25 protein-coding genes and 1 pseudogene are annotated in these 24052 nt (G+C 59.2%); 7 read left to right on the forward strand and 19 right to left on the reverse strand.

Annotated features, from left to right (window positions below):
* Positions 1-133: 133 nt before the first annotated feature.
* From AC1DLV_RS03040 to AC1DLV_RS03050, 3 genes are all read right to left on the reverse strand, one after another.
* Positions 134-1159: a PLP-dependent cysteine synthase family protein gene (locus AC1DLV_RS03040; RefSeq protein WP_476798101.1), complete on the reverse strand. Its 1026-nt coding sequence runs from the start codon at positions 1157-1159 to the stop codon at positions 134-136.
* Entirely contained in the window at positions 1149-2108 is a 960-nt protein-coding gene (locus AC1DLV_RS03045; RefSeq protein ID WP_476798102.1) for a GHMP family kinase ATP-binding protein, read from the reverse strand. The genes AC1DLV_RS03040 and AC1DLV_RS03045 overlap by 11 nt, the downstream gene beginning before the upstream one ends.
* A gap of 269 nt (positions 2109-2377) precedes the next feature.
* Entirely contained in the window at positions 2378-3376 is a 999-nt protein-coding gene (locus AC1DLV_RS03050; RefSeq protein ID WP_476798103.1) for a helix-turn-helix transcriptional regulator, read from the reverse strand.
* Positions 3377-3577: 201 nt separating this feature from the next.
* On the opposite strand from AC1DLV_RS03050, the gene AC1DLV_RS03055 reads away from it, so the two are divergent.
* The 5 genes from AC1DLV_RS03055 (at position 3578) to AC1DLV_RS03075 (ending at position 7583) form a co-directional block, all read left to right on the forward strand.
* Positions 3578-4396, forward strand: a complete 819-nt coding sequence (locus AC1DLV_RS03055; protein ID WP_476798104.1) for an acid phosphatase — start codon at positions 3578-3580, stop codon at positions 4394-4396.
* A 186-nt stretch (positions 4397-4582) separates the two neighbouring features.
* Positions 4583-5590 carry a DUF1254 domain-containing protein gene (locus AC1DLV_RS03060; RefSeq protein WP_476798509.1) on the forward strand — a complete coding sequence of 336 codons (1008 nt, stop codon included), beginning with the start codon at positions 4583-4585 and terminating at the stop codon, positions 5588-5590.
* Between the two features lie 4 nt (positions 5591-5594).
* The gene (locus tag AC1DLV_RS03065) at positions 5595-5921 is read left to right on the forward strand and encodes a hypothetical protein (protein ID WP_476798105.1); all 327 of its coding nucleotides are present in this window, start codon (positions 5595-5597) and stop codon (positions 5919-5921) included.
* Positions 5918-6712, forward strand: coding sequence for a hypothetical protein (locus AC1DLV_RS03070; RefSeq protein WP_476798106.1), 795 nt, complete (start codon positions 5918-5920; stop codon positions 6710-6712). Before AC1DLV_RS03065 ends, AC1DLV_RS03070 begins: the two co-directional genes overlap by 4 nt.
* Positions 6713-6791: 79 nt before the next feature.
* Complete coding sequence (locus tag AC1DLV_RS03075; protein ID WP_476798107.1) at positions 6792-7583, forward strand: transporter; 792 nt, start codon at positions 6792-6794, stop codon at positions 7581-7583.
* A gap of 179 nt (positions 7584-7762) precedes the next feature.
* Here AC1DLV_RS03075 and AC1DLV_RS03080 read toward each other — a convergent pair whose 3' ends face one another.
* On the reverse strand, positions 7763-8674 hold the full coding sequence (locus tag AC1DLV_RS03080) for an aldo/keto reductase (RefSeq protein WP_476798108.1): 912 nt from the start codon (positions 8672-8674) through the stop codon (positions 7763-7765).
* Positions 8675-8693: 19 nt separating this feature from the next.
* Positions 8694-9677 carry an aldo/keto reductase gene (locus AC1DLV_RS03085; protein ID WP_476798109.1) on the reverse strand — a complete coding sequence of 328 codons (984 nt, stop codon included), beginning with the start codon at positions 9675-9677 and terminating at the stop codon, positions 8694-8696.
* Between the two features lie 222 nt (positions 9678-9899).
* Here AC1DLV_RS03085 and AC1DLV_RS03090 point away from each other — a divergent pair, with 222 nt between their 5' ends.
* On the forward strand, positions 9900-10796 hold the full coding sequence (locus AC1DLV_RS03090) for a LysR family transcriptional regulator (protein ID WP_476798110.1): 897 nt from the start codon (positions 9900-9902) through the stop codon (positions 10794-10796).
* A 162-nt stretch (positions 10797-10958) separates the two neighbouring features.
* Positions 10959-11610, forward strand: a pseudogene (locus tag AC1DLV_RS03095) (SOS response-associated peptidase).
* Position 11611: 1 nt separating this feature from the next.
* On the opposite strand, the gene AC1DLV_RS03100 reads toward AC1DLV_RS03095, so the two are convergent.
* From AC1DLV_RS03100 to trbB, 14 genes are all read right to left on the reverse strand, one after another.
* On the reverse strand, positions 11612-12193 hold the full coding sequence (locus AC1DLV_RS03100; protein WP_476798111.1) for a hypothetical protein: 582 nt from the start codon (positions 12191-12193) through the stop codon (positions 11612-11614).
* Positions 12194-12368: 175 nt separating this feature from the next.
* Positions 12369-12821 carry a transposase gene (locus tag AC1DLV_RS03105; protein ID WP_476798112.1) on the reverse strand — a complete coding sequence of 151 codons (453 nt, stop codon included), beginning with the start codon at positions 12819-12821 and terminating at the stop codon, positions 12369-12371.
* A 159-nt stretch (positions 12822-12980) separates the two neighbouring features.
* Entirely contained in the window at positions 12981-13688 is a 708-nt protein-coding gene (locus tag AC1DLV_RS03110; RefSeq protein ID WP_476798113.1) for an autoinducer binding domain-containing protein, read from the reverse strand.
* Between the two features lie 250 nt (positions 13689-13938).
* On the reverse strand, positions 13939-15249 hold the full coding sequence (gene trbI / locus AC1DLV_RS03115; protein ID WP_476798114.1) for an IncP-type conjugal transfer protein TrbI: 1311 nt from the start codon (positions 15247-15249) through the stop codon (positions 13939-13941).
* 14 nt (positions 15250-15263) lie between these two features.
* A complete protein-coding gene (gene trbH, locus AC1DLV_RS03120) occupies positions 15264-15701 on the reverse strand; it encodes a conjugal transfer protein TrbH (protein ID WP_476798115.1) in 438 nt (145 codons plus the stop codon).
* Positions 15702-15703: 2 nt separating this feature from the next.
* Positions 15704-16537 (reverse strand): P-type conjugative transfer protein TrbG, encoded by an 834-nt coding sequence (gene trbG / locus AC1DLV_RS03125; protein WP_476798116.1) that lies wholly within the window; start codon positions 16535-16537, stop codon positions 15704-15706.
* 17 nt (positions 16538-16554) lie between these two features.
* Positions 16555-17217 (reverse strand): conjugal transfer protein TrbF, encoded by a 663-nt coding sequence (locus tag AC1DLV_RS03130; RefSeq protein WP_476798117.1) that lies wholly within the window; start codon positions 17215-17217, stop codon positions 16555-16557.
* A gap of 14 nt (positions 17218-17231) precedes the next feature.
* The gene (trbL, locus tag AC1DLV_RS03135) at positions 17232-18422 is read right to left on the reverse strand and encodes a P-type conjugative transfer protein TrbL (RefSeq protein ID WP_476798118.1); all 1191 of its coding nucleotides are present in this window, start codon (positions 18420-18422) and stop codon (positions 17232-17234) included.
* Positions 18416-18604, reverse strand: coding sequence for a DUF2749 domain-containing protein (locus AC1DLV_RS03140; RefSeq protein WP_476798510.1), 189 nt, complete (start codon positions 18602-18604; stop codon positions 18416-18418). Before AC1DLV_RS03140 ends, trbL begins: the two co-directional genes overlap by 7 nt.
* 14 nt (positions 18605-18618) lie before the next feature.
* On the reverse strand, positions 18619-19428 hold the full coding sequence (gene trbJ, locus AC1DLV_RS03145; RefSeq protein WP_476798119.1) for a P-type conjugative transfer protein TrbJ: 810 nt from the start codon (positions 19426-19428) through the stop codon (positions 18619-18621).
* Positions 19400-21871 carry a conjugal transfer protein TrbE gene (locus tag AC1DLV_RS03150; protein WP_476798120.1) on the reverse strand — a complete coding sequence of 824 codons (2472 nt, stop codon included), beginning with the start codon at positions 21869-21871 and terminating at the stop codon, positions 19400-19402. The genes trbJ and AC1DLV_RS03150 overlap by 29 nt, the downstream gene beginning before the upstream one ends.
* A 14-nt stretch (positions 21872-21885) precedes the next feature.
* Positions 21886-22185, reverse strand: a complete 300-nt coding sequence (locus AC1DLV_RS03155) for a conjugal transfer protein TrbD (protein ID WP_476798121.1) — start codon at positions 22183-22185, stop codon at positions 21886-21888.
* Entirely contained in the window at positions 22178-22555 is a 378-nt protein-coding gene (locus AC1DLV_RS03160; protein WP_476798122.1) for a TrbC/VirB2 family protein, read from the reverse strand. The genes AC1DLV_RS03155 and AC1DLV_RS03160 overlap by 8 nt, the downstream gene beginning before the upstream one ends.
* Positions 22545-23516, reverse strand: a complete 972-nt coding sequence (trbB, locus tag AC1DLV_RS03165) for a P-type conjugative transfer ATPase TrbB (protein ID WP_476798123.1) — start codon at positions 23514-23516, stop codon at positions 22545-22547. The genes AC1DLV_RS03160 and trbB overlap by 11 nt, the downstream gene beginning before the upstream one ends.
* Positions 23517-24052: the final 536 nt, after the last annotated feature.

The raw sequence follows: 24052 nt of genomic DNA on the forward strand, positions 1-24052 counted from the left end.
GCTTTCGCTTCAAGAACAGTTCGGCGCATGAACCCAAAACAACGAAGGAGAAACGCACGAACTTGACCACCACCACCAACACGAACGATACCTAAAGGCGGGTCACTTCTCGGTGGAAACGCCGGGTCAGCTCTCAGTGGAAATCAACAACCTCATCAAGGCTGCGCCGTTGCCAGTCAAAACGTGTCCAAGCAGTCTCTGCTCTGGGCTCAATTTTGGAGATTCTCGTTGGAGCGTTGGATGCCGGGGTTCTCCAACCTGGCAGTGTGGCAAGCCAAACATCGCTGTAAACAGTGTCGGAATGCCTATGCCCTTCATCCGGCATGATCACAGCGACCCGTGCGTCGGGGTTGGTTTTGCTCACCCATTGGCCGACCAGTGCAGAGGCACCACTGGTTGGGCCCATGAATATGCCATGCTGTCTGAACAAGCGGTGGGCAGCATGGAATGCCGGATAAGCCCCAACCCAGTGAATTTCATCTATCAACTCGTGGCGAACATTCTTGGGCAAGACGCTATTTCCCAGGCCTCGCAGCACCCGTTTCCCAAGCGGCTGTCCAAACAAAATGCTGCGATGTGTGTCGACTGCAATGATCTTCAGATCGGGAAATACCGATCGCAAGAAAGTACCGGTACCGCACAGCGATCCGCCTGTCCCGACGCATCCCACGAGGTAGTCTATCTGGCCCATTGCGCGCACAAATAGATCGGCCAAACGAGCGTATGCCAGCCAGTTCCCGTCGCTGTCATACTGACGTGTCCAAAAGGCACCCGGCTTAAGGCGCATTATGGCGTCGAGACTTTCGAGCCGACCGGTCTGGTTGCCGTCGCCTCGGGGATCGTCGAGTACAACGACCTCGGCTCCCAGTCGCTGAAGTCGTACCTGGTACTTTGCATCCATCAGGCTTGATGCGGTCACAAGGGTCAGGCGATAGTCACGGGCTGCCGCAAGCAGAGCCACCGCCATGCCAAATGTGCCTGATGTCGTTTCGACAATATGCGCTCTCCTGTTGAGCTCACCTGATGCTGCAGCCCGATCGAGGATGAAGCGAGCGGGCATCAGCTTCATCAGCGGAAAGGCTGCGGCAACAAGGTTGTCCGCCAACTGCGCCATTCGGGGCGTCTCGAGCGCCTTGAAGTAATCTGCTTCAATCCTCATCTGCGCCTGCCTTCGGATAGTTCGGCTGTATAACAACGTCTTTGAACCCGGCAGTGGCGGAGGCCTCTGCAATTTTGCGCGCAACATCTGCGAGACCGGGCGCCGAGGCATCCAAGAGGATGCCTATGAGAGATCCGCTATGGGCGACCTGAACTCCGCAGGCCCGAAACTCGTCGGCGATGCCAAGGGCGGTAGCAAATTGCGCCTTTGCGAGATGGCGCTGGCTAATTTTTGCGCTGAGCGTGGCTGCTTGCCCAAGCAAATACGGATCTTGGTATCTTATTGATCGCGCCGCCAACCCTCTCAACATAGCAAAGGTCTGGATTTCTTCACCGCAGTAGCGAGCCGGCCGCAATGCAAGCGTATCAACTGACTGCCCATCATTTGCTTTGAAGCCTATGACGCAGACCGGCGGCAACGCATCGCCAAAATGTTCGATGACCACGCCTTCGCGCTGGGCGAACAAAACGGCCTGGTCTTCAAAAGCTATGGCGTCACTCGCTTGCTCAGCTTTGACCGCGAGGCGGGAAATGACTGAAGGGCGAAGCACCACCTCGAAAGCATCAGCAACAGCCCGTATCGAGGCAACGACATCGGCGGTCGATGACCCATATCCATGGCCCACAGGAATTGCGCTTTCAATTTCGAGAACGCCACCCCGATGTCCGCCGAGGTGAGTTAGCGTGAGCAGCGCTGCTTTTGCCGCCTTCATCTTTTCCGGCGGAATCACGCTAACGCCGCTTGTGTCCGCAATCCGGAAAATCGCGAGAGAGCCCATATTTCTCAAAGGAAGAGTGATTAGCCCTCGATGAAGACGTCCACTCTCATCTTCGAAGACGCCTTGAATGAGTTCGCCGTGATGTGCATGTGCCTCTCCCCTTCCCTGTCTTACCAGGAGGGGGACATTGTCAGGCGAAACCGAACCGTCCGGAGAGCTTTCGTTTCCCATCACCGCTCTTCTCCATCGTAGCTGAGAGCTGGATGGAAAAACTGATAGAGAACGGCGCGCCTGTCATTCGCCACATCTTGCGATTGACGGGGTGCCTCCATTGCCGACTATGTAGTGCCCGAAAGACACGTCGCGCCGACGCATCGCCCAAGCGCGGTTGTTCGCATGCCTTGGGAAGGCGACTGGTGGCGCGCCCTTTCTAGATGGGGTGCCGCTCATCTTCGCTCAAGCCGTTGGTTGGGCGGTTGGTGGCACGAGCCGAAACGCGCTTAGCCAAGGCGTGATTGCTCACGAAACTGGCGCGGCGTGACGCCTGTCATCCGGCGGAAGGCGCGGCTGAAATGCGCGGGGTCCGTGTAGCCGGAGGAAAAGGCGACATCGATGATCCTGCAATCGGTGTCGCGCAGAAGCTGACTTGCATGCTCGTACCTGACGGTATCGAGGACGTCCGAATAGGACAGGCCGATCAGGGCGAGCTTGCGTTGAAGCGTTCGCGCGCTGACGCCCGCGATTTCGGCGACGTCGGCAAGAGCAGTAGTCCCCTCGTCGAGATAGGCCGGCAGCATCAGCTTGAGCAGTTCGACGATATCGTAGGCGGAAGGACCGGCCTCGTTGTCGCGCGTCGGCGTAAACGAGGGGATCGAACTATTGGGGAGGCTGAGGAGCGCGGTCGGCAGGCTGATCCAAGCTGCATGCTGACCCGACAGAAATCGCACATTCGGCCAGCAGGATTGCGTTGCCAGGCTCGGCGCATAAGACGATTCAAAGGCAATCGCCGTCGGCATCCAGTCTGGCCCTGCGAATTGCCGAACGATGTAGATCGAGAAAATGTTCTGGATCCATTGCGCGTACTTCAGATGCAGGAACCCTGTCCCGGCGAGCCTGCTACAGACCCTCACCTGATCTGCGTCCTGTTCGATCCACATGCTCAAAATGGTGTCTTCCCGCGACGCCCAATAGCAAGCGTGCCGGAGCGCAACGAGCAGCGTCGGGGAATGTGCGATCAGGGCCCGTGTCTTTTCCCTCATATGGGAGAAATGCAGGCGTTGGGCGGCAAGAAAACCGAAATCCTCGATGCCCTGGGTTCGCTGGGCGGCTTCGACGAAGCGCAGCGCCGGCAGGAGCGGCAGGTAGAGATCGCTCTTTTCGGCCAGGGACGATGGCAGACGAGACCTCTCCAGGAGAGCCTCCGTCGGGGCGCCGATATCGTCGAGAATGCTGACGAAGGGCAGCAGGAACTGGCCGCGCGTCAAAGGAATGTCAGCCATCGGACCTCGTGGCAACCGGGTTGATGCTTTTCACAAAACCGAATCACGAGAGATTTGCGATCGGACAGAAAGAGCATAGCCGGTCCCGATTGGCGTGAAATGGCAAGACGGGCAAGCTGCCCATGGACGAAATGCTCGCAACGGGATTCGCATGCCGATGACCGGGCCTACATGCGTTTGGAAATGTCGAGAGGAATGCGAATGTCGATGATCGGGACTGCGGTGCGGGCCGCACAAGTTTCCCTGCTTGCACTAATCGCGCTCTGCGGGCAGGCCGTGGCGCAGGAAGCCCAGCCCAAGATCACAGACCCACATTTCCAATTGGCTCCGGGTTACATCGAGCAAAAGGATTTGCCCGACAGCCTTGAACTGCTCGGACCGCCGCCGGCAGAGGGAAGCGCGACGCTGGCGCGTGACGAAGAAGCGAGAAGCGCAACCATACCGCTGCGCGGCAAAGCGCGCTGGGATCTGGCGCGCGCGGACGCAGATCTGCAGTTTCCGCAGCCGGCGAAAAACTTCTCTTGCGCGATGGGTGTCGACATCGACGAAAAAGCGACACCTCATCTCTATCGCCTGATGCAGAAGGTGCTAACCGACGCGGGCCTGTCGACCTATGGCGTAAAAAACGCCTTCAATCGTACCCGTCCTTTCGTGGTTCACAACGAAGGCACCTGCTATCCTGATCAAGAGCCACTCCTACGCAGTGACGGTTCTTATCCTTCAGGTCATACAGCCGCGGGCTGGGCTTGGGCGCTGGTATTGAGCGAAATCAACCCGGAGCGGGCCAATCTTCTCTTGAAACGCGGTCTGGAATTCGGTCAGAGCCGTGTGATTTGCAACGCGCATTGGCAAAGCGACGTCGATGCAGGACGGACCATGGGCGCGGCTACAGTAGCGAACCTTCATAGCAATGCGGACTTCCTCGCCGATCTCGAGGCCGCAAAAGCAGAGGTGAAGGCTGCGCAAGTGCCCTCGGCATCCGAATGCGCCGCGGAGGCTGCTGCACTGACCGCGCAGTAACGGGGCCAGCAACTGCTACGAGCAGCTTCCCGATAATTGGCTCGCCGCCCAGACCGGACATTCCGAGCTGGGTGGATCACGGCCATCACCCAACCCAAGGTTGACGATCAGCCGAAGCACGGCGCGGCCTCCTTCGGTCTTGCCCCGATGAACAAATAGACTCCAATGAGGTACTGTTCGATGCGAATGAAGTTGGCCTACAGCCTGAGTTTCTTGGTTCTCGCGCCATGCGTGGCGTCCGCACAGTCGGTTCCGGTCACAGTCGACAACTTCAAGCGCGCCGAGAGCGATTTCTATATGAGTAAGACGGCCGACGCGGGTGGCTTCGGCAAGTTCGCTCATACCAGGACGCCGACGCCGATCGACAACCAGCCCGTGGTCCGGATGAACCGGGATACGCTCTATTCCCAGGCGCTCTTCGACCTCGACGCCGGCCCGGTGACCATCACTCTTCCCGATGGCGGCAAGCGCTTCGTCTCGATGCAGGTCATCAGCGAAGACCATTACACCCCAATGGTGGTCTACGAGCCGGGCCCAACGACACTCACCAAGGACAATGTCGGCACCCGCTATGTGTTCATTGCGGTCCGTATCCTTGTCGATCCCAACGACACCAAGGACCTCGCGCAGGTTCACGCTCTACAGGATGCGCTTAAGGTGGAGCAGAAGTCGGTCGGTACGTTCGAGGCGCCGAATTGGGACCTGGCTCAACAAAAGAAGATCCGTGACGCGCTCGAAGCGCTGGCCGCGGCAACCGGCAGTTTCAGCAACGCTTTCGGCCAGAAGGGGGAGGTCGATCCGGTCAAGCACCTGATCGGCACAGCAGCCGGCTGGGGCGGCAACCCCGACAAGGACGCATCCTACCCCTCTTTCACCCCGGCCAAAAACGATGGCACGACGGTGTACAAGCTCAAGCTCGAACAGGTCCCCGTCGACGCGTTCTGGTCGATCAGCGTCTACAACGACAAGGGCTTCTTCCAGAAGAACGAGTACGACGCCTATTCGGTCAACAGCATCACCGCCCAGAAGAGCGCCGATGGCGCGATCGACATCCAGTTCGGCGGCTGCGACGGCAAGATCGCCAATTGCCTGCCGATTTCGCAAGGTTGGAACTATACGCTTCGGCTCTACCGCCCTCGCGCCGAGTTCCTGAACGGCACGTGGAAGGTGCCGGAGGCTCAACCCGTGCAGTAAGTAGTTGGCAGAAGGGCAGCGTTCGACACGCTGCCCTTTGACGGCAAGGCAGATCGGGGATGTGCAGCGACGTCCCGCGCAAGCCCGCGATTCGCCGGTTGTCGAGAAGCACGATGCCGACGTCATCCGGATCTGCGGCATTGATGCCGGACGTATCATGGGTGCGGCCACCGTAGCCCGGCTTCATGCCGATCCTGCCTTCCTCACGAACGTCGAAGCTGCGCGCGGGCAAGTGGCAAAGCCGGGAAGCCCTCAAAGCCGACTGTTCCGCCGAAGCGGCTGCGTTGTCACAGAAATGATTGAACAGAACCCGTCTTGGGGAAAAGCATGAAGTCTCTTTCGGTATCCTCCACTGCGCTCGCATCGCTTCTGACGCTTTGCCTGTCGGCGCAGGCGGCCGACGCGATAGTTTCGTTACCGCTCCAGCCCGGCTACAGCAGCGGGGCCGCCCCTGGCTGGCATTTCAGCGCCAGTCCGTATTTGTGGGCCGCGGGGGTCGATGGCACCGTCGGGCAGTTCGGCCTTCCTCCGGCGCGCCTCGATTCCGACTTCGGCGACCTTCTCGACCAGCTGGACTTCGCCTTCATGGGAATGGCTGAAGGCAGGAATGACCGCTTCAGTGTTTTCAGCGACATAATCTACACAAAGATTTCCACGTCCGATGCGAGCCCCAAGGGGATTCTGACGCAAAACATCGGCGTGACGTCGCAGACCTTCACCGGCTTCTTCGGCGGCGGCTACAGTGTCCTGGCGAACGGCAGGGACCATCTGGATGTGATTGGCGGCGCGCGCGTCTGGTACGCGAGCACGGAGCTGTCACTGCAAGGCGGGCTCCTTGATGGCAAAAACCGCACCGACAGCGCGACGTGGGCCAATGCCGTGGCGGGCGTGCGCGGAACGTATTTCGTCTCAGACCGGATCTACCTGACGGGTTGGGGAAACGTCGGCGCCGGGCAGGCGAAGCTCGATTGGGATGTCGCGGCCGCCGTCGGCTATCAGATCAAGGACAGTCTCTCGGCCGTCGCCGGATACCGCGCCCTTGGCGTCGACTACAGCCATGACGGCTTTGTCTTCGACGTCGTCCAGCAAGGTCCAATCCTCGGCCTAGCTTACCATTTCTAACGACGATAGCGCACGAGCTGCGTTGAACAGGGGGCTGTGGCCAACGCGCGCCAGCCCGAACATTTCAATCGAGGACATCATGCATCCGAAATCGCTCTTGCTACTGATCGCCGCGACTGTCCTGGCCGGTCCGGCTGCCGCAGAGGAGGCCGAGCTCGCGAAGCAACTATCAAATCCCGTCGCGTCGCTGATCAGCGTTCCGTTTCAGTTCAATCATGACAGCGGCTACGGTCCCAATGGCGGCCACAAGTCGGTTTTGAACATCCAGCCGGTTATTCCGTTCTCAATCAATGAAGACTGGAATGTCATTTCCCGTACGATTGTTCCGATCATCTCGCAGAACGATATCGCGGGGAATTCGGGCAGTCAGGCTGGAATCGGCGACGTCGTGCAAAGCTTCTTCCTTTCGCCAAAGCAGCCGACCGCTGGGGGCCTGATCTGGGGCGTCGGGCCTGCCATTCTGCTGCCGACCGCAACCGATCCGCTCCTGGGCGGGGAAAAATGGGGCATCGGTCCAACGGCGGTCCTGTTGAAGCAGGAGGGGCCCTGGACCTATGGAGCGCTTGGCAACCATATCTGGTCCGTCGCCGGCGACAGCGATAGGCGCAACATCAGTTCCACGTTCCTGCAGCCCTTCATCTCCTATACCACGAAGGATGCTTGGACGTTCGCGCTCGATACCGAGAGCACCTATGACTGGAAAAGCGAAGAATGGAGCGTGCCAATCAACTTTACGGTGTCGAAGCTCGTCATGTTCGGCAAGCAGCCGGTGAGTTTCTCGGGTGGCCCGCGCTACTGGGCTGCATCACCCGAAAATGGTCCGGACGGTTGGGGCGCTCGCGCCGGCATCAGCCTTCTCTTCCCCAAGTAGTTCGCTGACGCGGTGGACGTCGAGGTCGCGCTGGTCTGCGCGACCTCAGGTGTGATCAGCCCGGCGGCAAACGGCGCTGCGGCGAGCCCTGCGGCTGTCAGGAGAAAGTCGCGTCGACCAAGTCCTCGGGGTTCGTCAGCTGTCATCGTGTGTTCCTTTCTCAAAGCCGGCGCAGTAGGTCAATCTTCGATTTTCTTGCTGTAGGTTGTGGTGTTGATGGCAGCCGGGTCGGGGCCACTGCGCGTGCCCGTATCGAGCGCGTCGATGGCAGCGATGTCGGAAGGTGCGAGCTCAAAACCGAAAACGTCGAAGTTTTCGGCGATACGCTCGGCCCGCACCGATTTCGGGATGGCACAAAACCCGTGCTGCAGGTGCCATCGGAGAATGATCTGTGCGGGTGTCTTGGCATAGCGCCCAGCAAGGCCGGTCACGACCGGATGCGACAGCGGGCTGGCGGCAACCTCGGGATTGTCGCTGAAGTACCGCATCACCCCGCCGATCGGCGACCAGGCCTGCGTCGCGATACCGAGCCGCTCATGGGTCTTGCGCAGTTCAGTTTGCGTGAAGAACGGGTGCAGCTCGACCTGATTGACGTGGGGCACTACGCCTGTACGGTCGATCAGGTCCGTGAGAAGTTCAATGCTGAAATTGGAGATACCGATGGCCCTGACCCGTCCGTCAGCATGCAGGCGGGCGGCCGCCTTCCATGCGGCGACTGTCCGCTCCCATTCGGCAGGCATCGGTTGGTGCAGAAGATAGAGGTCTAGCTCGTTGAGCCCGAGCTTGCGCATGCTGCGATCGAAACCGTAGAGCGCCTCGTCATAGCCGTAGTCGCTGATCCAGAGCTTGGTTGTGATGAACAGCCCGTCACGATCCTGGTGGCTCAGCCTGATGGCCTCGCCAACCTGCGCCTCGTTGCCGTAGGCGGCCGCCGTGTCGATCAGGCGATAGCCCGTCTTGAGGGCGGACGAGACGGCGAACAGAGTCTCTTCCGGACTGCTGCGGTAAACGCCAAGGCCGAGCGCGGGCATGACGACGCCGTTGCTTAAGGTCAGTGTCGGATGGTCCTTGGTTACCTGATGTTCTTCCATTGGGTACGCGCCTTTGCCTTCAGCGATTGACAAATGACTGGTGCGATGCGGAGTAGCGGTCTCCCACCACTTTGATAGTTGCGAGCCCCTTCTCGATCCGCGCGAGGTCATCCTGGCTGAGCTGCACATCGGCGCCGGCGAGATTTTCTTCGAGGCGATGAAGCTTCGTCGTGCCTGGGATCGGAACGATCCACGGCCGCTGCGCCAGAAGCCAGGCGAGAGCGATCTGGGCCGGCGTGACACGCTTGGCGGTGGCAATCTCACCAACGAGATCGATGAAAGCCTGATTGGCTTTCAGGGCCTCGGGCGAAAAACGCGGCACGGTGCTCCGAAAATCCTTCTCTCCAAATGTCGTGTCGGCCGTGATCTTGCCGGTGAGGAAACCCTTGCCGAGAGGCGCGAACGGAACAAAGCCAATGCCCAGTTCTTCAAGAACCGGCAGAATCTCGGCCTCCGGCTCCCGCCACCACAGCGAATACTCGCTCTGGAGCGCTGTGATCGGCTGAACGGCGTGCGCGCGACGGATGGACGGTGCGCCAGCCTCCGACAGTCCAAAATGCTTGATCTTCCCTGCTTCGATCAGCTCCTTGACCGTTCCGGCAACGTCCTCAATCGGCACGTTTGGATCAACCCGGTGCTGATAGAAGAGGTCGATACGATCAGTGCGAAGGCGCATGAGCGCCTCGTCCGCAACTTGACGGATGTGGGCGGGACGGCTGTCCAGGCCCTCGGCCGGCACCCCGTTCCTGAACCCGAACTTCGTCGCTATGACCACTTCATCGCGCACAGGGGCAAGCGCCTCGCCGACGAGTTCTTCGTTATGACCGGGGCCGTACGCCTCAGCCGAGTCAAAGAACGTCACGCCGCGCTCGTATGCCGCCCGGATCAGCTTGATGGCGTCCTGGCGGTCGGCAGCCGCGCCATAGCCGTAGCTGAGCCCCATACATCCCAGTCCCAGGGCTGATACTTGCAGGCCGTTTCTGCCAAGAGTGCGCTTCTGCATGTCCTTGTTCCTTAGCCGCTTAGTATGTCGCCGGCTCTCAGCGCCAACCCGCGCTATTCGGCGGGGTTTATATTGCGACAACAGCAAAGTGCTGGTTCTTGCGGGCTTCCCAACCAGCGCCTGCGGGCGAAGCTCCTAGCCTCACCTACCAACAATTTAGCGCGTGCGGACACCGACGATTAGGCGCTATAATTCGCTATCGCTTATAAGATAGGCTAATAAATGAAGTTGGAAAACTATAATGACCTCGCGGCGTTCGCCGTTGTTGCTCGGGAGCGCAGCTTCACACGGGCGGCGGCCCAGCTGGGCGTTTCCCAGTCGGCCTTAAGTCAGACGATCAAAGCCCTTGAGGAGCGGCTGGGGCTGCGCCTTCTCACCCGTACCACGAGGAGCGTTCTGCCCACGGAGGCCGGGGAACGCCTCGTGCGGACAATTGCCCCGCGCCTTGAGGAGATCGAACGCGAACTCGCGCAGCTCAGCGCGCTGCGCGACAAGCCCGCCGGGAAGGTCCGCATCACGACGGGCGAACACCCGGCGCTGTCAATCCTCCAGCCCGCGCTCAAGAAATTCCTGCGGCAATATCCGGACATCAATGTCGAGCTGATCGTCGATTACGGCCTGACGGACATCGTAGCCGAAGGTTATGACGCGGGCGTCCGACTGGGAGAACAGGTCGCCAAGGACATGATCGCGGTGCGGATCGGGCCGGAAATGCGCATGGCGCTGGTCGGCTCTCCCGGCTACTTCAAGAAGAATCCGCTGCCGGTAACGCCCCAGGATCTGACCGGCCACAACTGCATCAACACGCGCCTGCCCACTTATGGCGGCCTATCCCCCTGGGGACTGGAAAAGGACGGGCAGGAAGTTAGGGTGCGCGCCGAAGGCCAGCTGGTGTTCAACAATCTGGGCCTTCGCATCAACTCGGCTCTGGACGGGCTGGGGATTGCCTACGTTCCGGAAGATCAGGCGCTCCCTCATATCGCCAAGGGAAGACTGGTCAGGACACTTGAGGACTGGTGCGCGCCGTTTCCCGGATATCACCTCTACTACCCAAGCCGCCGCCACTCCTCTCCGGCATTGACGCTGCTGATTGAAAAGCTGCGCTATCGAGGCCCCTGATCAGATTCACTCAGGCAACGCGAGCACTTCTAAGCAGTTTCCCGGCCACGGCACCCCGGCGATTTGACTGCCCCTTGCGAACGCGAGCAGGCCGTCCAAAGCGGACCTACAACACGCGCGCACTAGATTGCTTGCTCGTGCATCTCTATTTTATTGCGCTGCATGTGCAGAAGAGTGTTCGTAAAGGCCTCGATCGACGGCATCCTGCGCAGCTTCACCTTCGCCCAGAAGGGCGGGGCCGAGCAGCTCGGCAACACGTTCCCGCGCTGGAACGGCGCGCCCAGCCTCGACGATCCGCTCATCATTATGGACCGCGATCTCAAGGACCGGTCTTCATCCGTGCCATCTGGGGCTTCATTGGCAGGCGCGGGCTAAGCCCGACCGGCCAGCGGCCGCCCATCAACGCGCGATCAGAGACCATCGCCACCAACGGCCTGTTCAAATTCGCCTACCAGCAGCTGAGCTCTGATACCGATCGACCGGCACCGGCAAGAACAAACAGCCCTATGCCATCGCCATGACCAACGACGCGCCCTTTGCTCTGGCGGCGATCTGGGAGAGCTGGCGAGACGCCAATGGCGAGGATTTCCGCACCTTCGCCGTCATAACCTGCGCGCCCAACGAGATGATGGCCACCCTCCACGACCGCATGCCGGTCGTGCTGGGGCCTGAAGACTACATTCGCTGGCTTGACCTCGACGATCCCGACCTGCGCGACTTGATGAAGCCGTTCCCCTCGGAGCGGATGAAGATGTGGCCGATCGGCCGCAAGGTCGGCAACCCCCGGAACAATACGCCCGACATCCTCTCCTAGTCTAGCTGAGACCAAACCGCCCAAGCATTTGCTTGAGCGTCAGATTCTGGTCGCGGAGATGCTTGACCAGCAGATGCTTGAGCCGCATGTTTTCTGCGTCAAGCGTCGCGACTTCATCCAGCAAGGAGGGTCCATCGACAATCTCGGCTGGGGCGGCCTGCATTATGCTCTCCGGCACTGACGGCCGTGTGAGCCGACCTTTCGGGGCGCGGTTGGGTATCCTTCGAGGTTTGAGCGCCGGCAGATTTTCCGGGACTGGCGCAGCCGATCCGCGCCCAGGATGCAGCGCATCGACGCCAAGCAGCCCGTCAGCATTCAAATCTTCCGCCGAAACCTTCGCAATCTGAACAGTGTCAACATCAACTGCCGACTGGTTTGGAGGACCCATTTCGACCAGATCGGGCAATGTGTCCGTTGCGGAGGTGACCCCGTGCGTTTGGCTGGGAAGATCGGACTGCTGATCTTCGACTTCTCTGACCAAAGCCTTGAGGTCTGTGTCCCCCCAAATCGAACTTGTCGGCGTCTTTGACAGACGTCGCGTCGATTTGAATTCAACAACGAAATTCCGCTGTGGCGTCTTCATAGTCAATTCCGTACAATTCGTGAAAGGCGCCAGCGCTCGTCGCCGCGTCACCTTTTGTGGGCATACAGGACCTGGCTGTCCGCGACAACGGACAGCATTAACGACGTCGCTGTTCACCGTAGTTGCCGCGCACACTGATATGCGCCGCAACTCAATTGGCTAGTTTTCTGACGGCCTAGTCCAGCCCCAGCCTTTTGCGCAGTTCGACATTTTCTGCCCGCAACTTTTCCGCCAGAAGTGCCCGAAGCCGGTTGTTTTCTGCTTCGAGCTGAACGAGTTCGGCCAACTCACTACCACCTGAGACGGCCTTTTCTGCCTTCTTGGTGACAGGCTTTTCATTGCGCTTCCACTGATAGTAGGTCTGCACCGAAATCCCGGCGTTCTTGACCACCTGGTGTAGTGGGGTTGTGCCCTGCGCAATCTGTGTGCCGATCAGCTTGAGCTTTTCGGCTTTTTCCCGTTCGCTGTACGTCTTGCGCTTCACAATCGGAGCTTTAGCAGGTTCAGTTTTTGACGGCGCCTTGGAAGGCTCTGCAACCGCTTTGCTGCGCCTTGGGGCTCTCTGCTTCTTGACCGCTATTGCGTTCGTCTCATCCGCAACAACGGATCCATTGTTCTCTTCAGCCATGTGTGTAGCCCTCATTTGACAGAGCCATTACTCGAACACGCAGCAATTAGAGTCAACACGTCAGCGAAATCATCTTCACGCCATCGACTGAAAGCGCAATCGGACGCTGATCGCGTCTAGCTCATACAGCACATACCATCTGACGCAACGGACTGTTGGCTAGATAATTCCTTTGTCTTTTGCGATCGATACAGCTTGCACCAAATTGGTCGCATCAAGTTTCTTGCGGGCATTGTCGAGGTAGAACTGGACGGTTCGGTATTGAAGATTTGTAATGATCGAAATTTCTCGCATGTACTTCCCCTTCGCTGCCCATTTCAAGCAAACGGCCTCTTGAGAGGTCAGGGTCAGAGTGCAACTAATCAGCTCGATGTCAGCGATAGCCCGAAGTCGATGATGTATGTAGAGAACGGCCTGTTCAGCGCGTGCCGCACTTACCGGGGTGGCGAGCAAATTGTTGGCACTCGCAGATGTCAGTGAAAGCATCAGGACGCTACCGTAACTGCCTTGCACAGGAATCGACAGGCCCGAACAATGGCCGTACTGCTTGGCAACAGCTCGAAACCGCTTTTCCTCAGTCGTGAGATAACGGCTCGGCCAGTCCTGAGCCGACCACGTGAACATTTGCATGAGACGCTTTGCCATCGTAACGACCGGATCGATACGCACGAACTGGCTTTGCAGATAGGCATGCTGCCACTCGAGCGGATAACTGTTGATCGTAGAAGTCTCCTTCGACGTTATCTCGAAATAAGCGAAACGTTCGAAGCCACAGGCAAGAGAAAATGACTTCAACGCGCTGCGGATCGACCGCTGATCGTTCGATGTGTCGACCGCATCTATGAGTGTCGTGATCTGTCCGTCCAAGTGTATTTCTCCGGGTCAGAGGTTTCTACGTCACCGAAGGAGCGACGAAGTTGACAACGACGAGGTATCGGAGAGAATAGATCACGCAATCGCATAATTTAGCGATTGTGGTTGCGGGAAAAACGTGAACCTCTTGATTGCGGCTCTATGCCGAGCGAAATGCCGTTGCTTATGGCGTGACAGTGTGAGCGGAGCACTGGCCAGCTGGCACGATCGACGTCACCTTGCCGAAAATTCGCTCTTTAGGGCATCAACCGCGATAAACACTTGGAAAGACAATGTCCTGGTCGACGAGCACGTTGAATTTGTAGCCCGGCCGGATTTCGAGGGTCGGTTGGACGTCGAGATTCTTGCTGACAGTACGCTCTGCGACACGCCCGAAAGTTTCCGCGAAGTTTCGGCGGACCGCATCTGATGCACTGTCTTGGGTGGCGAGCGTCGACGATTGTGGAACGGCCATGTCGATGCCGGTGCCGATGATCGCGAGCAGGATGGCCGAGCCGAATGTCTTGAAATGATGGTTGTCGATCTTGTCTGAGAAACCACCAGTCCCATGAGCGTCCGTGCCTGCCATGCCGCCGATCTGCAAAGTTGAGCCGTTCGGAAAGATGATATCGGTCCAGACAACGAGCACGCGTGACTGGCCAAATGAAACCTGGCTGTCATAGCGGCCGAAGAGCTTCGTACCCTGCGGAACGAGCAGACGATGGCCAGTGGCGCTGTCATAGACGTTCTGGCTGACCTGGGCGGTGATGCGGCCGGGCAGGTCGGAATTGATGCCAGTGATCAACGTGGCCGGTATCACAGAGCCGCGTTTCAGCTCAAAGGGTGACTGCTGCGGCACGAGCTTGTTCGGCAGATAGCCGAATTCCCTGATGTCGGCGTTGAAAAAGTCCCCCTTGGCGTGCTGGCCATTCGGATCGAGATTTTGACCTCCGATGCCTGCCTGAAGAGCCGCTGCATAAAGATTAGCGCTAGAGGTGTTGGAGCTGGCTGTTGCCGGCACATTCCCTGCGCTGTCCGGCTGCTCACCCGTCATCGGCGCTTCCAGCTTGTTGAGGTTCACGGTGAGGGGCGAGTCGTAAGCAGCATCATTGGCTTGAAACCGTGCCATCTTCTGGCGATGGCGCTCGCGAATATACTGTTCGCGCTGCTCGCGCTCGAGGCGAGCCTTCCACGCCCCCTCCGGCTCGCCCTGCTCCAACACACGCTCTTCGCCCTGGGGCCTGCTTGTGAACGGGTTCGCAGTTACCTGCTGCGCTTGCGCTGGAATAGCCGGCAAAGGTCCAAGCGTGATCACCTCAACCGGCTCGCCGATGATGCCGTCCGATACCCCGCGTTTCAGTTGATCGGCATATGTCGATGCCGAATTGTTCGACGCGGCGCCAATGCCGTCGTCGCGATCGAAATACAAGCCACGCGACGTCAAGCCAAAGATAATGACAGCGAAGAACAAAACGACGAGTACTACCCCCAGGATAACCGGCAGCCGGTTGAGACGACGAATGCCGGAGGCGTTCTCCACCGTTGCGACCCCGCCGAGCTTCAAGGATTGAACCATGCCTTCCCCCTCCCTTATCCGCGGCGCATGACCGAAAGCGGACTTGCCGGGGAGGCCCCTGACATCGTCGCCTGGTAGGCACGGCCTAATTCGACGGTGTTCGTCGATAATCGCGCCAGAACCTGCCCTTCATGGCTGTCGATGGCATAGGCGAGCAGGATCTCATTCTGGCCGTCCGTCTTCTGATCGGTGACGACAGCATAACCCCAATTCCTAAGCGAGGCTTCGAGGGCCTGGCCCAAGAGCGAACCATCGAGTTTCATGACGATGGTGCCGTTTGCAGGGCCGATCTGCTCGGCAAGCTTTGTGACCATGTCGCCTGCAATTGCGCTGGCAGCGGACCCCGAAATCTCGGTAGGTGCTGAACTGGCGACCGGCCCGTCGGCCTTCAGCGCCTGGCAGCCGGCAAGTGCGGCCGACAAAAACAGGACAGGGAGGATGCGGCAGCGCATTGTCAGCCTCCTCGCCTGATGGTGATCTTCTCCTGTTTCCGACCAACCCCAGAGACAAGGACCGCGCGGTCGACATGATAATCCACAACCATCATGTCCCCTTTCATCCGATAATTGACGACGCGATTCTCACCCCCCGAGACCACGAACAACACCGGCGCATCCTGCCCGGAGACTGATCGCGGAAACTGGATGTAGGTCTTGGTCCCGTCGGAATAGACCCGTGTCGGCCTCCAGCGAGCATTGCCCGAGACGGAATAGCCGAAATTCAGTTGCTCAGCCGGAACGCCGGCGCCCGGAATGATGCTTGCCTCCAACCGCGCATTGACGTCCGCGAGCTTCGAGCTCACATCCTCGGGGTACTCGAAACCGACACGCGCCATGTACTGGCTTTGGTGCGATTTGAGCTGAATGTGATAGGTGCGTCGCGAGGTGGTTACCACCATCGAGGTGACAAGATCCGGTTCGGACGGTTTGACGATCAGGTGGATCGCCTGGCCGCCGATGGCGCCTGAGGTCGCTGGCTCGACCTTCCAGCGCACTGTATCGCCAATCAGCACGTCGCGGACCGCCTCGCCTGCCTGAAGTTCTATGTCGCAGACCTGCAAGGGCGAGCAGACGACGGAAGGCTGGATCTCGCCATAGAGGAAGATCACTTTGCCGTCGGCACCCTTGGTGACGAGGCCCCGTTTTCCTCGCCACTGCCCAGAAATTCCAGTGCCCTTTTGTTCGTTGGCGTTCATGCCCTCGGCACATGCTTCAGGAAGAAAAATCGGAGCTGTGACGAGTGTAGCGACAAGCGTGACTGCGCTAATGGTTTTGGTGGCAATGGTCATTGGTGAGGTTATGCCTTTCACAGCTGTGCGGTCCAGTCGAAGTCGCGGAGGTAGAGACCGATTGGGTTGAGCCGGATGACACCCTCATCCTGTGGCGCGGTCAGCGTGACAGTGGCTATGCCGCGGAAACGACGCACGGCGGTCTCCTTGCCCTTGCGATCGCGTTCGAACTCGGTCCAGTCGATCTGGAACGACTGCGGTGAGAGTGCCACGATGTTGTTTACCTCAATCGCGACAGTGGTGGTCTTGGCCTTGTCGAAGGGCGAGCTCGAACGGAACCACGCATTGACCTTCTCGGTCGCGGGATCGGAAGACCTCAAGAGTGCATAGGTACGGTCGATGTACTGCTTCTGCACGACCGCATCGGGGGTTACGCTTCGGAAATTCGAAACGAAGCTGCCAAGTGTCGCGCGCACCACGCGCGTGTCGGCATATTCGATCTGCTGCGGGAATCCAGCACTCGCAGCGGCCCCGAGCTTGTCGACTTCCACGATATAGGGGACCAGCTTGACTTGGGTGCTCTGAAACAGAGCATAGGAGAAGCCGATCACTGCCATCAGCATTCCCGTGATGCCGACGATACGCCAACTGGCCGCGGCTTTTACATAAGAGCCGTAGCGCTCGTTCCATTCTTGACGTGCGGCGAGATAGGGGTTTTCGGGCGGATTGCGCTCGGCCATGGCTCTCTTCCGGGCTACTTTGTCTCGGTGACAGGTTGCGGCGATGGCACGGTCTTGCCCGATGGCCTGCTTTGGTCGAGCTTGGCATTTGCGAGCCCGAGCAGAGAGCCAGCATGGGCTCCTGGTGTGGCGATCGCCTTTTCTTTGGCAGCTGATCCGGCAGCCCAGCCGGCGCTACCGATTCCAGAGGCCATGCCGCGCAAAGCTGCAGCCGCCATGGAGGAGCCGCCGGCCCGCGCAGCACCTGCTGCAGAGACGCCCTCGGCGGCCGCACTTGCGCCAAGAAAGGCGCCGCCAGCCGCGAAGGTCGCAGCTTGCCCACCATGGCGTATTCCTTCCATGCCGCCGGCTACAGAAGCTCCTTGCACCACGCCCTGGAGGATGGCCGGCACATACATCGCGATGATGAACACGACAACGGAGATGCCAGCGATTGCAAGCGTCGTAACAAACTGTTCGGACTTGGCCGTTGGTGCTTCTGCAAGGCCAAGCAGGACCTCCGAGCCGATCCGCGCGATCATCACCAAGGCCATCAGCTTCATGCCGACCGAGAAGGCGTAGATGAGGTAACGAACGGCAAAATCCTTGGTGAAGGACGAGCCGCCGAGGCCGAGCATGATCATGCCAGCGAGAAGTCCAACATACATCTCGACCAGCACCGCAACAAAGATCGCTGCGACCAGGCTGAAACAGACGACCACCACTACCATGGCGAAGACAGCGGCAATCGCCAGTGCGTTGTCTTCGAACAGGCCGAACTTTGCCTGTTGAGACATCTTCGAGGCGACACGTATGCCGGCGTCGAAGATGTTAGCAGGTGAGGCTGATCCGCCACTGGCGCCGATCTGGAATAGGCTGTCGACGACCGCCTTCGCGAAACTAGGTCCTTGATCGAGAATGAAGGCGAAAAGGCCGATGAACATAATACGGCGCACGAGCTCTCCAAACCAGGTATCGAGCGAAGCGGTGTTGATCGCGAGCCAGACCGCGGCTATCGCAACCTCGATCCCAGCGAGTATCCAAAACAGCGAGCGCGCGGCGTTCATCACTGTCGTCTGCCAGCCACGCGCGGCCGTCACGACTTCGTTCTCCAGTGTGGTCAAAACCGAGCCTTGCTGCGCCAGCACAGGCGTGCTGGCGAGAAGGATTGCGACAATCACTGTGAAGGCCAATTGGCACCTGATGACTTGGTTGAATGTTACCATCGGCACCGCATCTCCAGACCGCTGCGCCCGTCCCGATCCAGATCGCTGCCGAAGAAGTTTTCCGCCCGCTCCGAGCGCGCTGTGTCCGATGTGGGTGCGGGCGCCTCGTTCGGCGGTTCGGATTGCCGCAGCATCCTCAGAACGCCCCCTGCACAGAAGCTGATGGCTATCCCGATAGCCATTCCAATGGAATGGTTCACCAGCGCGGTTCCATCATCTGGCCGCCCCGGACATCGGGCAGCGTCGAATCGAAGAAGTTTTCGCGGCGTGCTTGCGCCAGATCCTTGTCCGCCTGCCTAGACTGGAACCACGTTCCCATCATCGTCGTCTGTTGCGAGACCAGCCCGCGCAGCTTCTGGAATTGCGCCACCTGCTGGGCCGCTATCTGATGGCCGACCTGAAGCGCTTTCATCTGGCCGTCAGCAGTCTCCGACATGGATCGCAGAGAGCTCATGGTTGTTTCTTCAGAGGTGAATTGATTTGCCGTAAGCCCCGCCGCCTTCAGCGTACCGGCAATGGTGTCGCGGTTGGTTGTCGACCAGGTCTGGTAGTTGCCAGAAAAGGTCTCGCCGTCCGCGAGGCCCGTCTTGAAATCGGCAAAGCTTTGAAAACGCTGCTTGAGCACGTCATCGACATTGCCCATCGAAAACGCGATGCCCTGCCCTTGTCCGACAACAGCCTGCAGCTTCTTGAGATCGCCTTCGACCTGTCCCCATATGTGTTTCGGCAGCTGGGCGGTGTTCTGCAGCAAGTTATTGTAGATGTTGAGCTGGTTCTGGATCTGCTCGGCCAGCTGCGTGATCTGCTTGACCTGGTTGTTGACCTGCTCGGTCGACTTGCCAACCAGCGCAACAAGTTCGGCATTGTTGAGGAGCTGCGTCCATTCGGTTGCCTGGCCCGTCACGCCGCCGGCGTGCCCGGTTTCAGGCGCAATCGCGGTAATCATGAACACGACCGCAGCACTGGCAGTGGTCAGCTTATGCAGATGGAAAGAGCGATGAAGCACGGCCAACTCCTCTCAGTTCGAGCCAACGGGTCGGCCAGTCGAGGCCATGCTCTCGCTTAAGCGCCAGGATGCGCTTGAGATCGTCTTTGCTGGAGGCACCAACGAAAGAGAGGGCTACCGGTCCAAGCGACATGTCGAACAGTCGCCGTCCCTCTGGCGAGGCGATGTAATATTCACGCTTGGGAACAGCGGTGGCGACGATTTCGATCTGGCGTTCGTTGAATCCGATGCGTTGATAGAACTCGCGTGTGCCAACCTCGCGCGCCGCCCCATTCGGCAGGCAGATCTTTGTCGGGCAGGATTCATTGAGCACATCGATGATGCCGGAGCGCTCAGCATCGGAGATCGACTGGGTGGCGAGGACCACCGCGCAATTGGCCTTGCGCAGCACCTTCAGCCATTCCCTGATCTTCTCGCGAAAAGTCGGGTGCCCCAGCATTAACCATGCCTCATCAAGGACGATAAGGCTGGGTGCGCCGGTCAAGCGCTTCTCGATCCTGCGGAACAGATAGGTCAAGACCGGCACGAGATTGCGCTCCCCCATATTCATCAACTGCTCGATTTCGAAGGTCTGCAATGATCCAAGCGAAAGGCCGTCGGTTTCGGCGTCGAGCAGCTGCCCCATAGGGCCATCGACCGTGTAGTGATGAAGCGCTTCCTTGATCTCGCGCATCTGAACGCCGGAAACGAAGTCCGACAGCGAGCGTCCGCGTGCTTCGGCCAACAGTGCGACTTGCCGCGAGATCGCGTTGCGGTGATCGGGTGCGATGGTAACGCCCTGCAACGCCACAAGGGTCTCTATCCATTCGGATGCGAAGGCCTTGTCGGCGTCGGTGGCGAGATCCGAGAGAGGGCAAAAGGCGAGCAGCCGACCGGGGTTCGCCTCCTCCTCTTCTTCGCTATCCGCGCCTAGTTCGTAGTGGTCACCACCAGCAGCCAGTGTCAGTGGCTGCATCGACCTGCCCTTGTCGAAGGCAAATATCTGGGCCCCGGGATAGCGGCGGAACTGGGCGACAATCAGTGCCAGAAGCGTCGACTTGCCGGACCCAGTCGGCCCGAAGATCAGCGTGTGGCCGACATCGCCGACATGCAGGTTGAGCCGAAACGGCGTCGAGCCAGAAGCAACCTGGATCAGTGGTGGAGAGGCCGACGGATAAAAAGGGCAAGGTGCAATAGCGCCACCGGACCAAACCGAATTAAGTGGAATGAGGTCGGCAAGGTTGCGTGTGTTGACCAGCGGCTCTCTGATGTTGGCATACCAATTGCCAGGTAATGAGCCGAGGAAGGCCTCGGTCGCATTCAGCGTCTCAATCCTCGCCCCGAAACCTTCTGCCTGGATCAGGCGCCGCACGGCCTCGCACTTCTCCCGAAGGCGAGTGCTGTTTTCGTCAAACACCAGGATCACCGGCGTGTAATAGCCATAGGCGACAAGCTGCGAGGAAGCTTGTGCTATCGCATCTTCCGTCTCTGCGACCATTGCCATCGCGTCCTGGTCGATCGAACGCGAATGCGTTTGGAACAGCTGGTCGAAGAACGGTCGAATTTTCTGCTGCCACTTCTTGCGGGTGCGCTCGAGCTTCTGACGGGCTTCCTGGTCGTCGAGGAACATGAAGCGCGAGGACCAGCGATAGGTCAACGGCATCAGGTCGAGGGAGTTGAGGATGCCAGGCCAGCTTTCTGCCGGAAGCCCATCGATTGCTACGATGCCAACAAAGCGATTATCGACAACCGGCGTCAGCCCATGCTGAAGCTCGGCCGTCACCAGCCAGTCGAGATACATCGGGATGTCAGGCAGGCGCACTGGATGGTTCTCTCCCGTGATGCAGAAGCGGATGAACTGGAACAGTTCGTCGTAGCGCGCGGTCACAAAACCGCCGCGCTCCTCGACCGATCGCGTTACCATCCGCCTGATCGATAAGACGTTGGCGAGATACTGCTCGATTTCGCGGATCGAAGTCTCAAACGTCTGCAGCACTGTGTCGGCATAGGTTGTCGCCCTGCTCCCCGCGTCCGAATAGAAGTAGCGGGTGAGCCTTGATCGTTGCTGCGCCGGCGGGCGATAGGTCAGGATCAGAGCATGCCGGCTCTCATAGTGCCCCTGCTCCTGCTCGAAATGCCCACGCCGCTCGTCGTCGATGGCGCGCGTGACGGGATCGGGAAAATGGCATTCCGTAATTGCAGGATACGCCACAGTCGGCACCCGTATCGCCTCGGCCTGTATCATCCACCCTGAGCCGAAGCGCGAAAGGATGGTGTTAATTTGACGCGAGATCTCGTTGCGCTCGGCATCGGTAGAACTCTCCGAATCCGGACCCGCGAAGTACCAGCCGGCCATTAAACTCCCGTCCTTGAGCAGGATGACGCCATTGGCGACCAGCCCGGCATAGGGAACGAGATCAGCAAAAGACGGGCCGGAGTGACGAAAGGATCGCAATGCTGCCATGGCCCACTCGTCCTTCAGTACCGGCGCCAGGGCGTTGAAGTGGGTCGGTAGTACGGCCGGTACGAGATGTGTCTGATGTAGACACGCCGCATCATCGGATCGGACCTGGCCATCATGCGAAGTGCTGCAACCACCAAAATCCAGACGGCGATCCCAAACAGCGTGGAGTAGAGCGTCAGCACCACAAAGATCAGGATCACTGCTGCAAGACCCGTGACGAGTACCAGTTCGCGGTCCGCACCCATCAGCAGGTTCGGACGCGACAGAGCGCGATGGATACGGTTACGCTGGAGATTGGAGCCGACGTCAGCCATGCCGCCCCTCCCCTGTTTGGGCAGAAACAGCAGGGGATGCGACAGCGCCGATGGAGGCGCCTGTTGCACCGAACAGCGCAACGATTTGAGTGGCGCCGAGCAGGATGCCGGCAACCAGCACCACATACACAAGCCTGCGCGCAAAATCGTTGAGCTCGCCACCGAAGATCAGCATGCCGCCGGCAACGGCCACAGCTGCCAGCGCAATGAAGCCCGCAACGGGTCCAGTGATCGATTGCTGGATCCGTTGCAGCGGACCTTCCCAAGGCAGTCCACCGCCTGAACTGGCAAGCGCTGGATCGGCCAACATAAGTGAAAGCGACAGCACGAACGCACTGGCGGCGACAAAGGTTTGATGGTCATGCGACATGGTGCTGCTCCTCGATCTGGGCGTAACTCTCGGTCTGGTAGTGAGTGCCGGCAAAGCGCTCGACATGGACGACATCACGCACCCTTCGACCTTTGGGCGTTCGCTCGATCGACACGACGAGATCGACGGCTTCTCCGATCACTTCTCGCATCGGCTGCTGGCTGACTTCAGCAGTCAGCTGCTCGAGACGGCGTAGCGCCGACATCGCCGTATTGGAGTGGATCGTTGTCACGCCGCCGGGATGACCGGTGTTCCAGGCCTTCAGCAGCGTCAAAGCGGCACCGTCACGGACCTCGCCGACGATGATGCGATCCGGTCTCAAGCGCATTGTGCTCTTTAGCAGACTGGCCATGTTGATCGTGTCGCTCGTATGCAGCGCCACGGCGTTTTCAGCTGCACACTGGATCTCCGCTGTGTCCTCAAGAATGAGCAGCCGATCCTCAGGCGCCGTAGCGACGATCTCGGCGATGACCGCATTCGCTAGCGTCGTTTTGCCCGACCCCGTGCCACCCGAGATAACGATGTTCAACCGCGAACAGATCGCGTTGCTGATCACCGATGCTTGGTTCTTGGTCATAACGTTCGAGGTCACATAGTCGATGAGCGGGATCAGCCGCGAGGCGCGCCTCCGGATGGTGAAGGTCGGAGCCGAGACAATAGGCGGCAGCAACCCTTCGAAACGATGCCGGCCTATTGGCAGCTCGCCAGAGATGATCGGGCGGTCCTCATCGGCTTGGGAGTGAAGCGCGTGAGCGACGCTGCCGATGACGATCTCGGCAGTTGCGGCCGTCATCTTGCCGGCTGGCGCAATCCCGTGCCCAAGCCGTTCGATGAAAATCCGTCCGTCGGGATTCAGCATGATCTCGACGACACAATCATCATCGAGCGCCACACAGAGGTCGTGGCCAAGGGCTTCCTGCAGCTTGCGTATGAGACGGGGATGGGAGCGAAGTTGCGCCATGTCGCCTGCCTCAAGCTTCTCGATGACACGTGACGGAGACTTCGAATAAATACGACGCAAGCAAACCCAAAATTGGCCGGCGACGCCACAATTGGAAACGTCCGCTAAACGCGCCATCGCAGTTGTTTGCAAGGGCATTTTGATCGCACAATCTCAGGAGATTTGCCTCGCGGGACGTCACTAGTGCCCTGCTCGCGGTATGCCCCGCATCAGCGCGAAAACACGAGTGTTCGATCATCGCAGCTTTGAGGTTCCAGAGACACCGCTCGTGGAAGCTTCGCACCCGCTTGCTATGGTGGCTCGCTAGCAGCTGGCTCGGCGTAGAACCCATGTGTTGCACGTGTCATTGTCCCTGCCCCCCGGTTGCCGGATGCACGCGAAGTCATCACAGATTAAGTCTTGGGGAGAGTGTGGAATTCTACAGTCGGGTGAGATGATCGCCGGTTGCCGCAATTCTAGGATGCAGGTGAGCGCTCCTCGAAGGCAACTTCGTCAAAAGGCTAACAGCAAATTGACTGGAGCCGGAAGCGATCGTC

Source organism: Aminobacter sp. 01T433, assembly GCF_056398585.1.

What these genes read in the sequence shown, in the direction of transcription:
- AC1DLV_RS03085 (WP_476798109.1), bottom strand. Translation starts at nt 9,677, where the DNA reads ATGCAGAAGCGCACTCTTGGCAGAAACGGCCTGCAAGTATCAGCCCTG.
- AC1DLV_RS03140 (WP_476798510.1), bottom strand. Translation starts at nt 18,604, where the DNA reads ATGGCTATCGGGATAGCCATCAGCTTCTGTGCAGGGGGCGTTCTGAGG.
- trbG (WP_476798116.1), bottom strand. Translation starts at nt 16,537, where the DNA reads ATGACCATTGCCACCAAAACCATTAGCGCAGTCACGCTTGTCGCTACA.
- AC1DLV_RS03075 (WP_476798107.1), top strand. Translation starts at nt 6,792, where the DNA reads ATGCATCCGAAATCGCTCTTGCTACTGATCGCCGCGACTGTCCTGGCC.
- AC1DLV_RS03090 (WP_476798110.1), top strand. Translation starts at nt 9,900, where the DNA reads ATGAAGTTGGAAAACTATAATGACCTCGCGGCGTTCGCCGTTGTTGCT.
- AC1DLV_RS03055 (WP_476798104.1), top strand. Translation starts at nt 3,578, where the DNA reads ATGTCGATGATCGGGACTGCGGTGCGGGCCGCACAAGTTTCCCTGCTT.
- AC1DLV_RS03100 (WP_476798111.1), bottom strand. Translation starts at nt 12,193, where the DNA reads ATGAAGACGCCACAGCGGAATTTCGTTGTTGAATTCAAATCGACGCGA.
- trbL (WP_476798118.1), bottom strand. Translation starts at nt 18,422, where the DNA reads ATGGTAACATTCAACCAAGTCATCAGGTGCCAATTGGCCTTCACAGTG.
- AC1DLV_RS03160 (WP_476798122.1), bottom strand. Translation starts at nt 22,555, where the DNA reads ATGTCGCATGACCATCAAACCTTTGTCGCCGCCAGTGCGTTCGTGCTG.
- trbH (WP_476798115.1), bottom strand. Translation starts at nt 15,701, where the DNA reads ATGCGCTGCCGCATCCTCCCTGTCCTGTTTTTGTCGGCCGCACTTGCC.
- AC1DLV_RS03150 (WP_476798120.1), bottom strand. Translation starts at nt 21,871, where the DNA reads ATGGCAGCATTGCGATCCTTTCGTCACTCCGGCCCGTCTTTTGCTGAT.
- trbB (WP_476798123.1), bottom strand. Translation starts at nt 23,516, where the DNA reads ATGGCGCAACTTCGCTCCCATCCCCGTCTCATACGCAAGCTGCAGGAA.
- AC1DLV_RS03155 (WP_476798121.1), bottom strand. Translation starts at nt 22,185, where the DNA reads ATGGCTGACGTCGGCTCCAATCTCCAGCGTAACCGTATCCATCGCGCT.
- AC1DLV_RS03105 (WP_476798112.1), bottom strand. Translation starts at nt 12,821, where the DNA reads ATGGCTGAAGAGAACAATGGATCCGTTGTTGCGGATGAGACGAACGCA.
- AC1DLV_RS03060 (WP_476798509.1), top strand. Translation starts at nt 4,583, where the DNA reads ATGAAGTTGGCCTACAGCCTGAGTTTCTTGGTTCTCGCGCCATGCGTG.
- AC1DLV_RS03045 (WP_476798102.1), bottom strand. Translation starts at nt 2,108, where the DNA reads ATGGGAAACGAAAGCTCTCCGGACGGTTCGGTTTCGCCTGACAATGTC.
- AC1DLV_RS03050 (WP_476798103.1), bottom strand. Translation starts at nt 3,376, where the DNA reads ATGGCTGACATTCCTTTGACGCGCGGCCAGTTCCTGCTGCCCTTCGTC.
- AC1DLV_RS03040 (WP_476798101.1), bottom strand. Translation starts at nt 1,159, where the DNA reads ATGAGGATTGAAGCAGATTACTTCAAGGCGCTCGAGACGCCCCGAATG.
- AC1DLV_RS03070 (WP_476798106.1), top strand. Translation starts at nt 5,918, where the DNA reads ATGAAGTCTCTTTCGGTATCCTCCACTGCGCTCGCATCGCTTCTGACG.
- AC1DLV_RS03080 (WP_476798108.1), bottom strand. Translation starts at nt 8,674, where the DNA reads ATGGAAGAACATCAGGTAACCAAGGACCATCCGACACTGACCTTAAGC.
- AC1DLV_RS03130 (WP_476798117.1), bottom strand. Translation starts at nt 17,217, where the DNA reads ATGGCCGAGCGCAATCCGCCCGAAAACCCCTATCTCGCCGCACGTCAA.
- trbI (WP_476798114.1), bottom strand. Translation starts at nt 15,249, where the DNA reads ATGGTTCAATCCTTGAAGCTCGGCGGGGTCGCAACGGTGGAGAACGCC.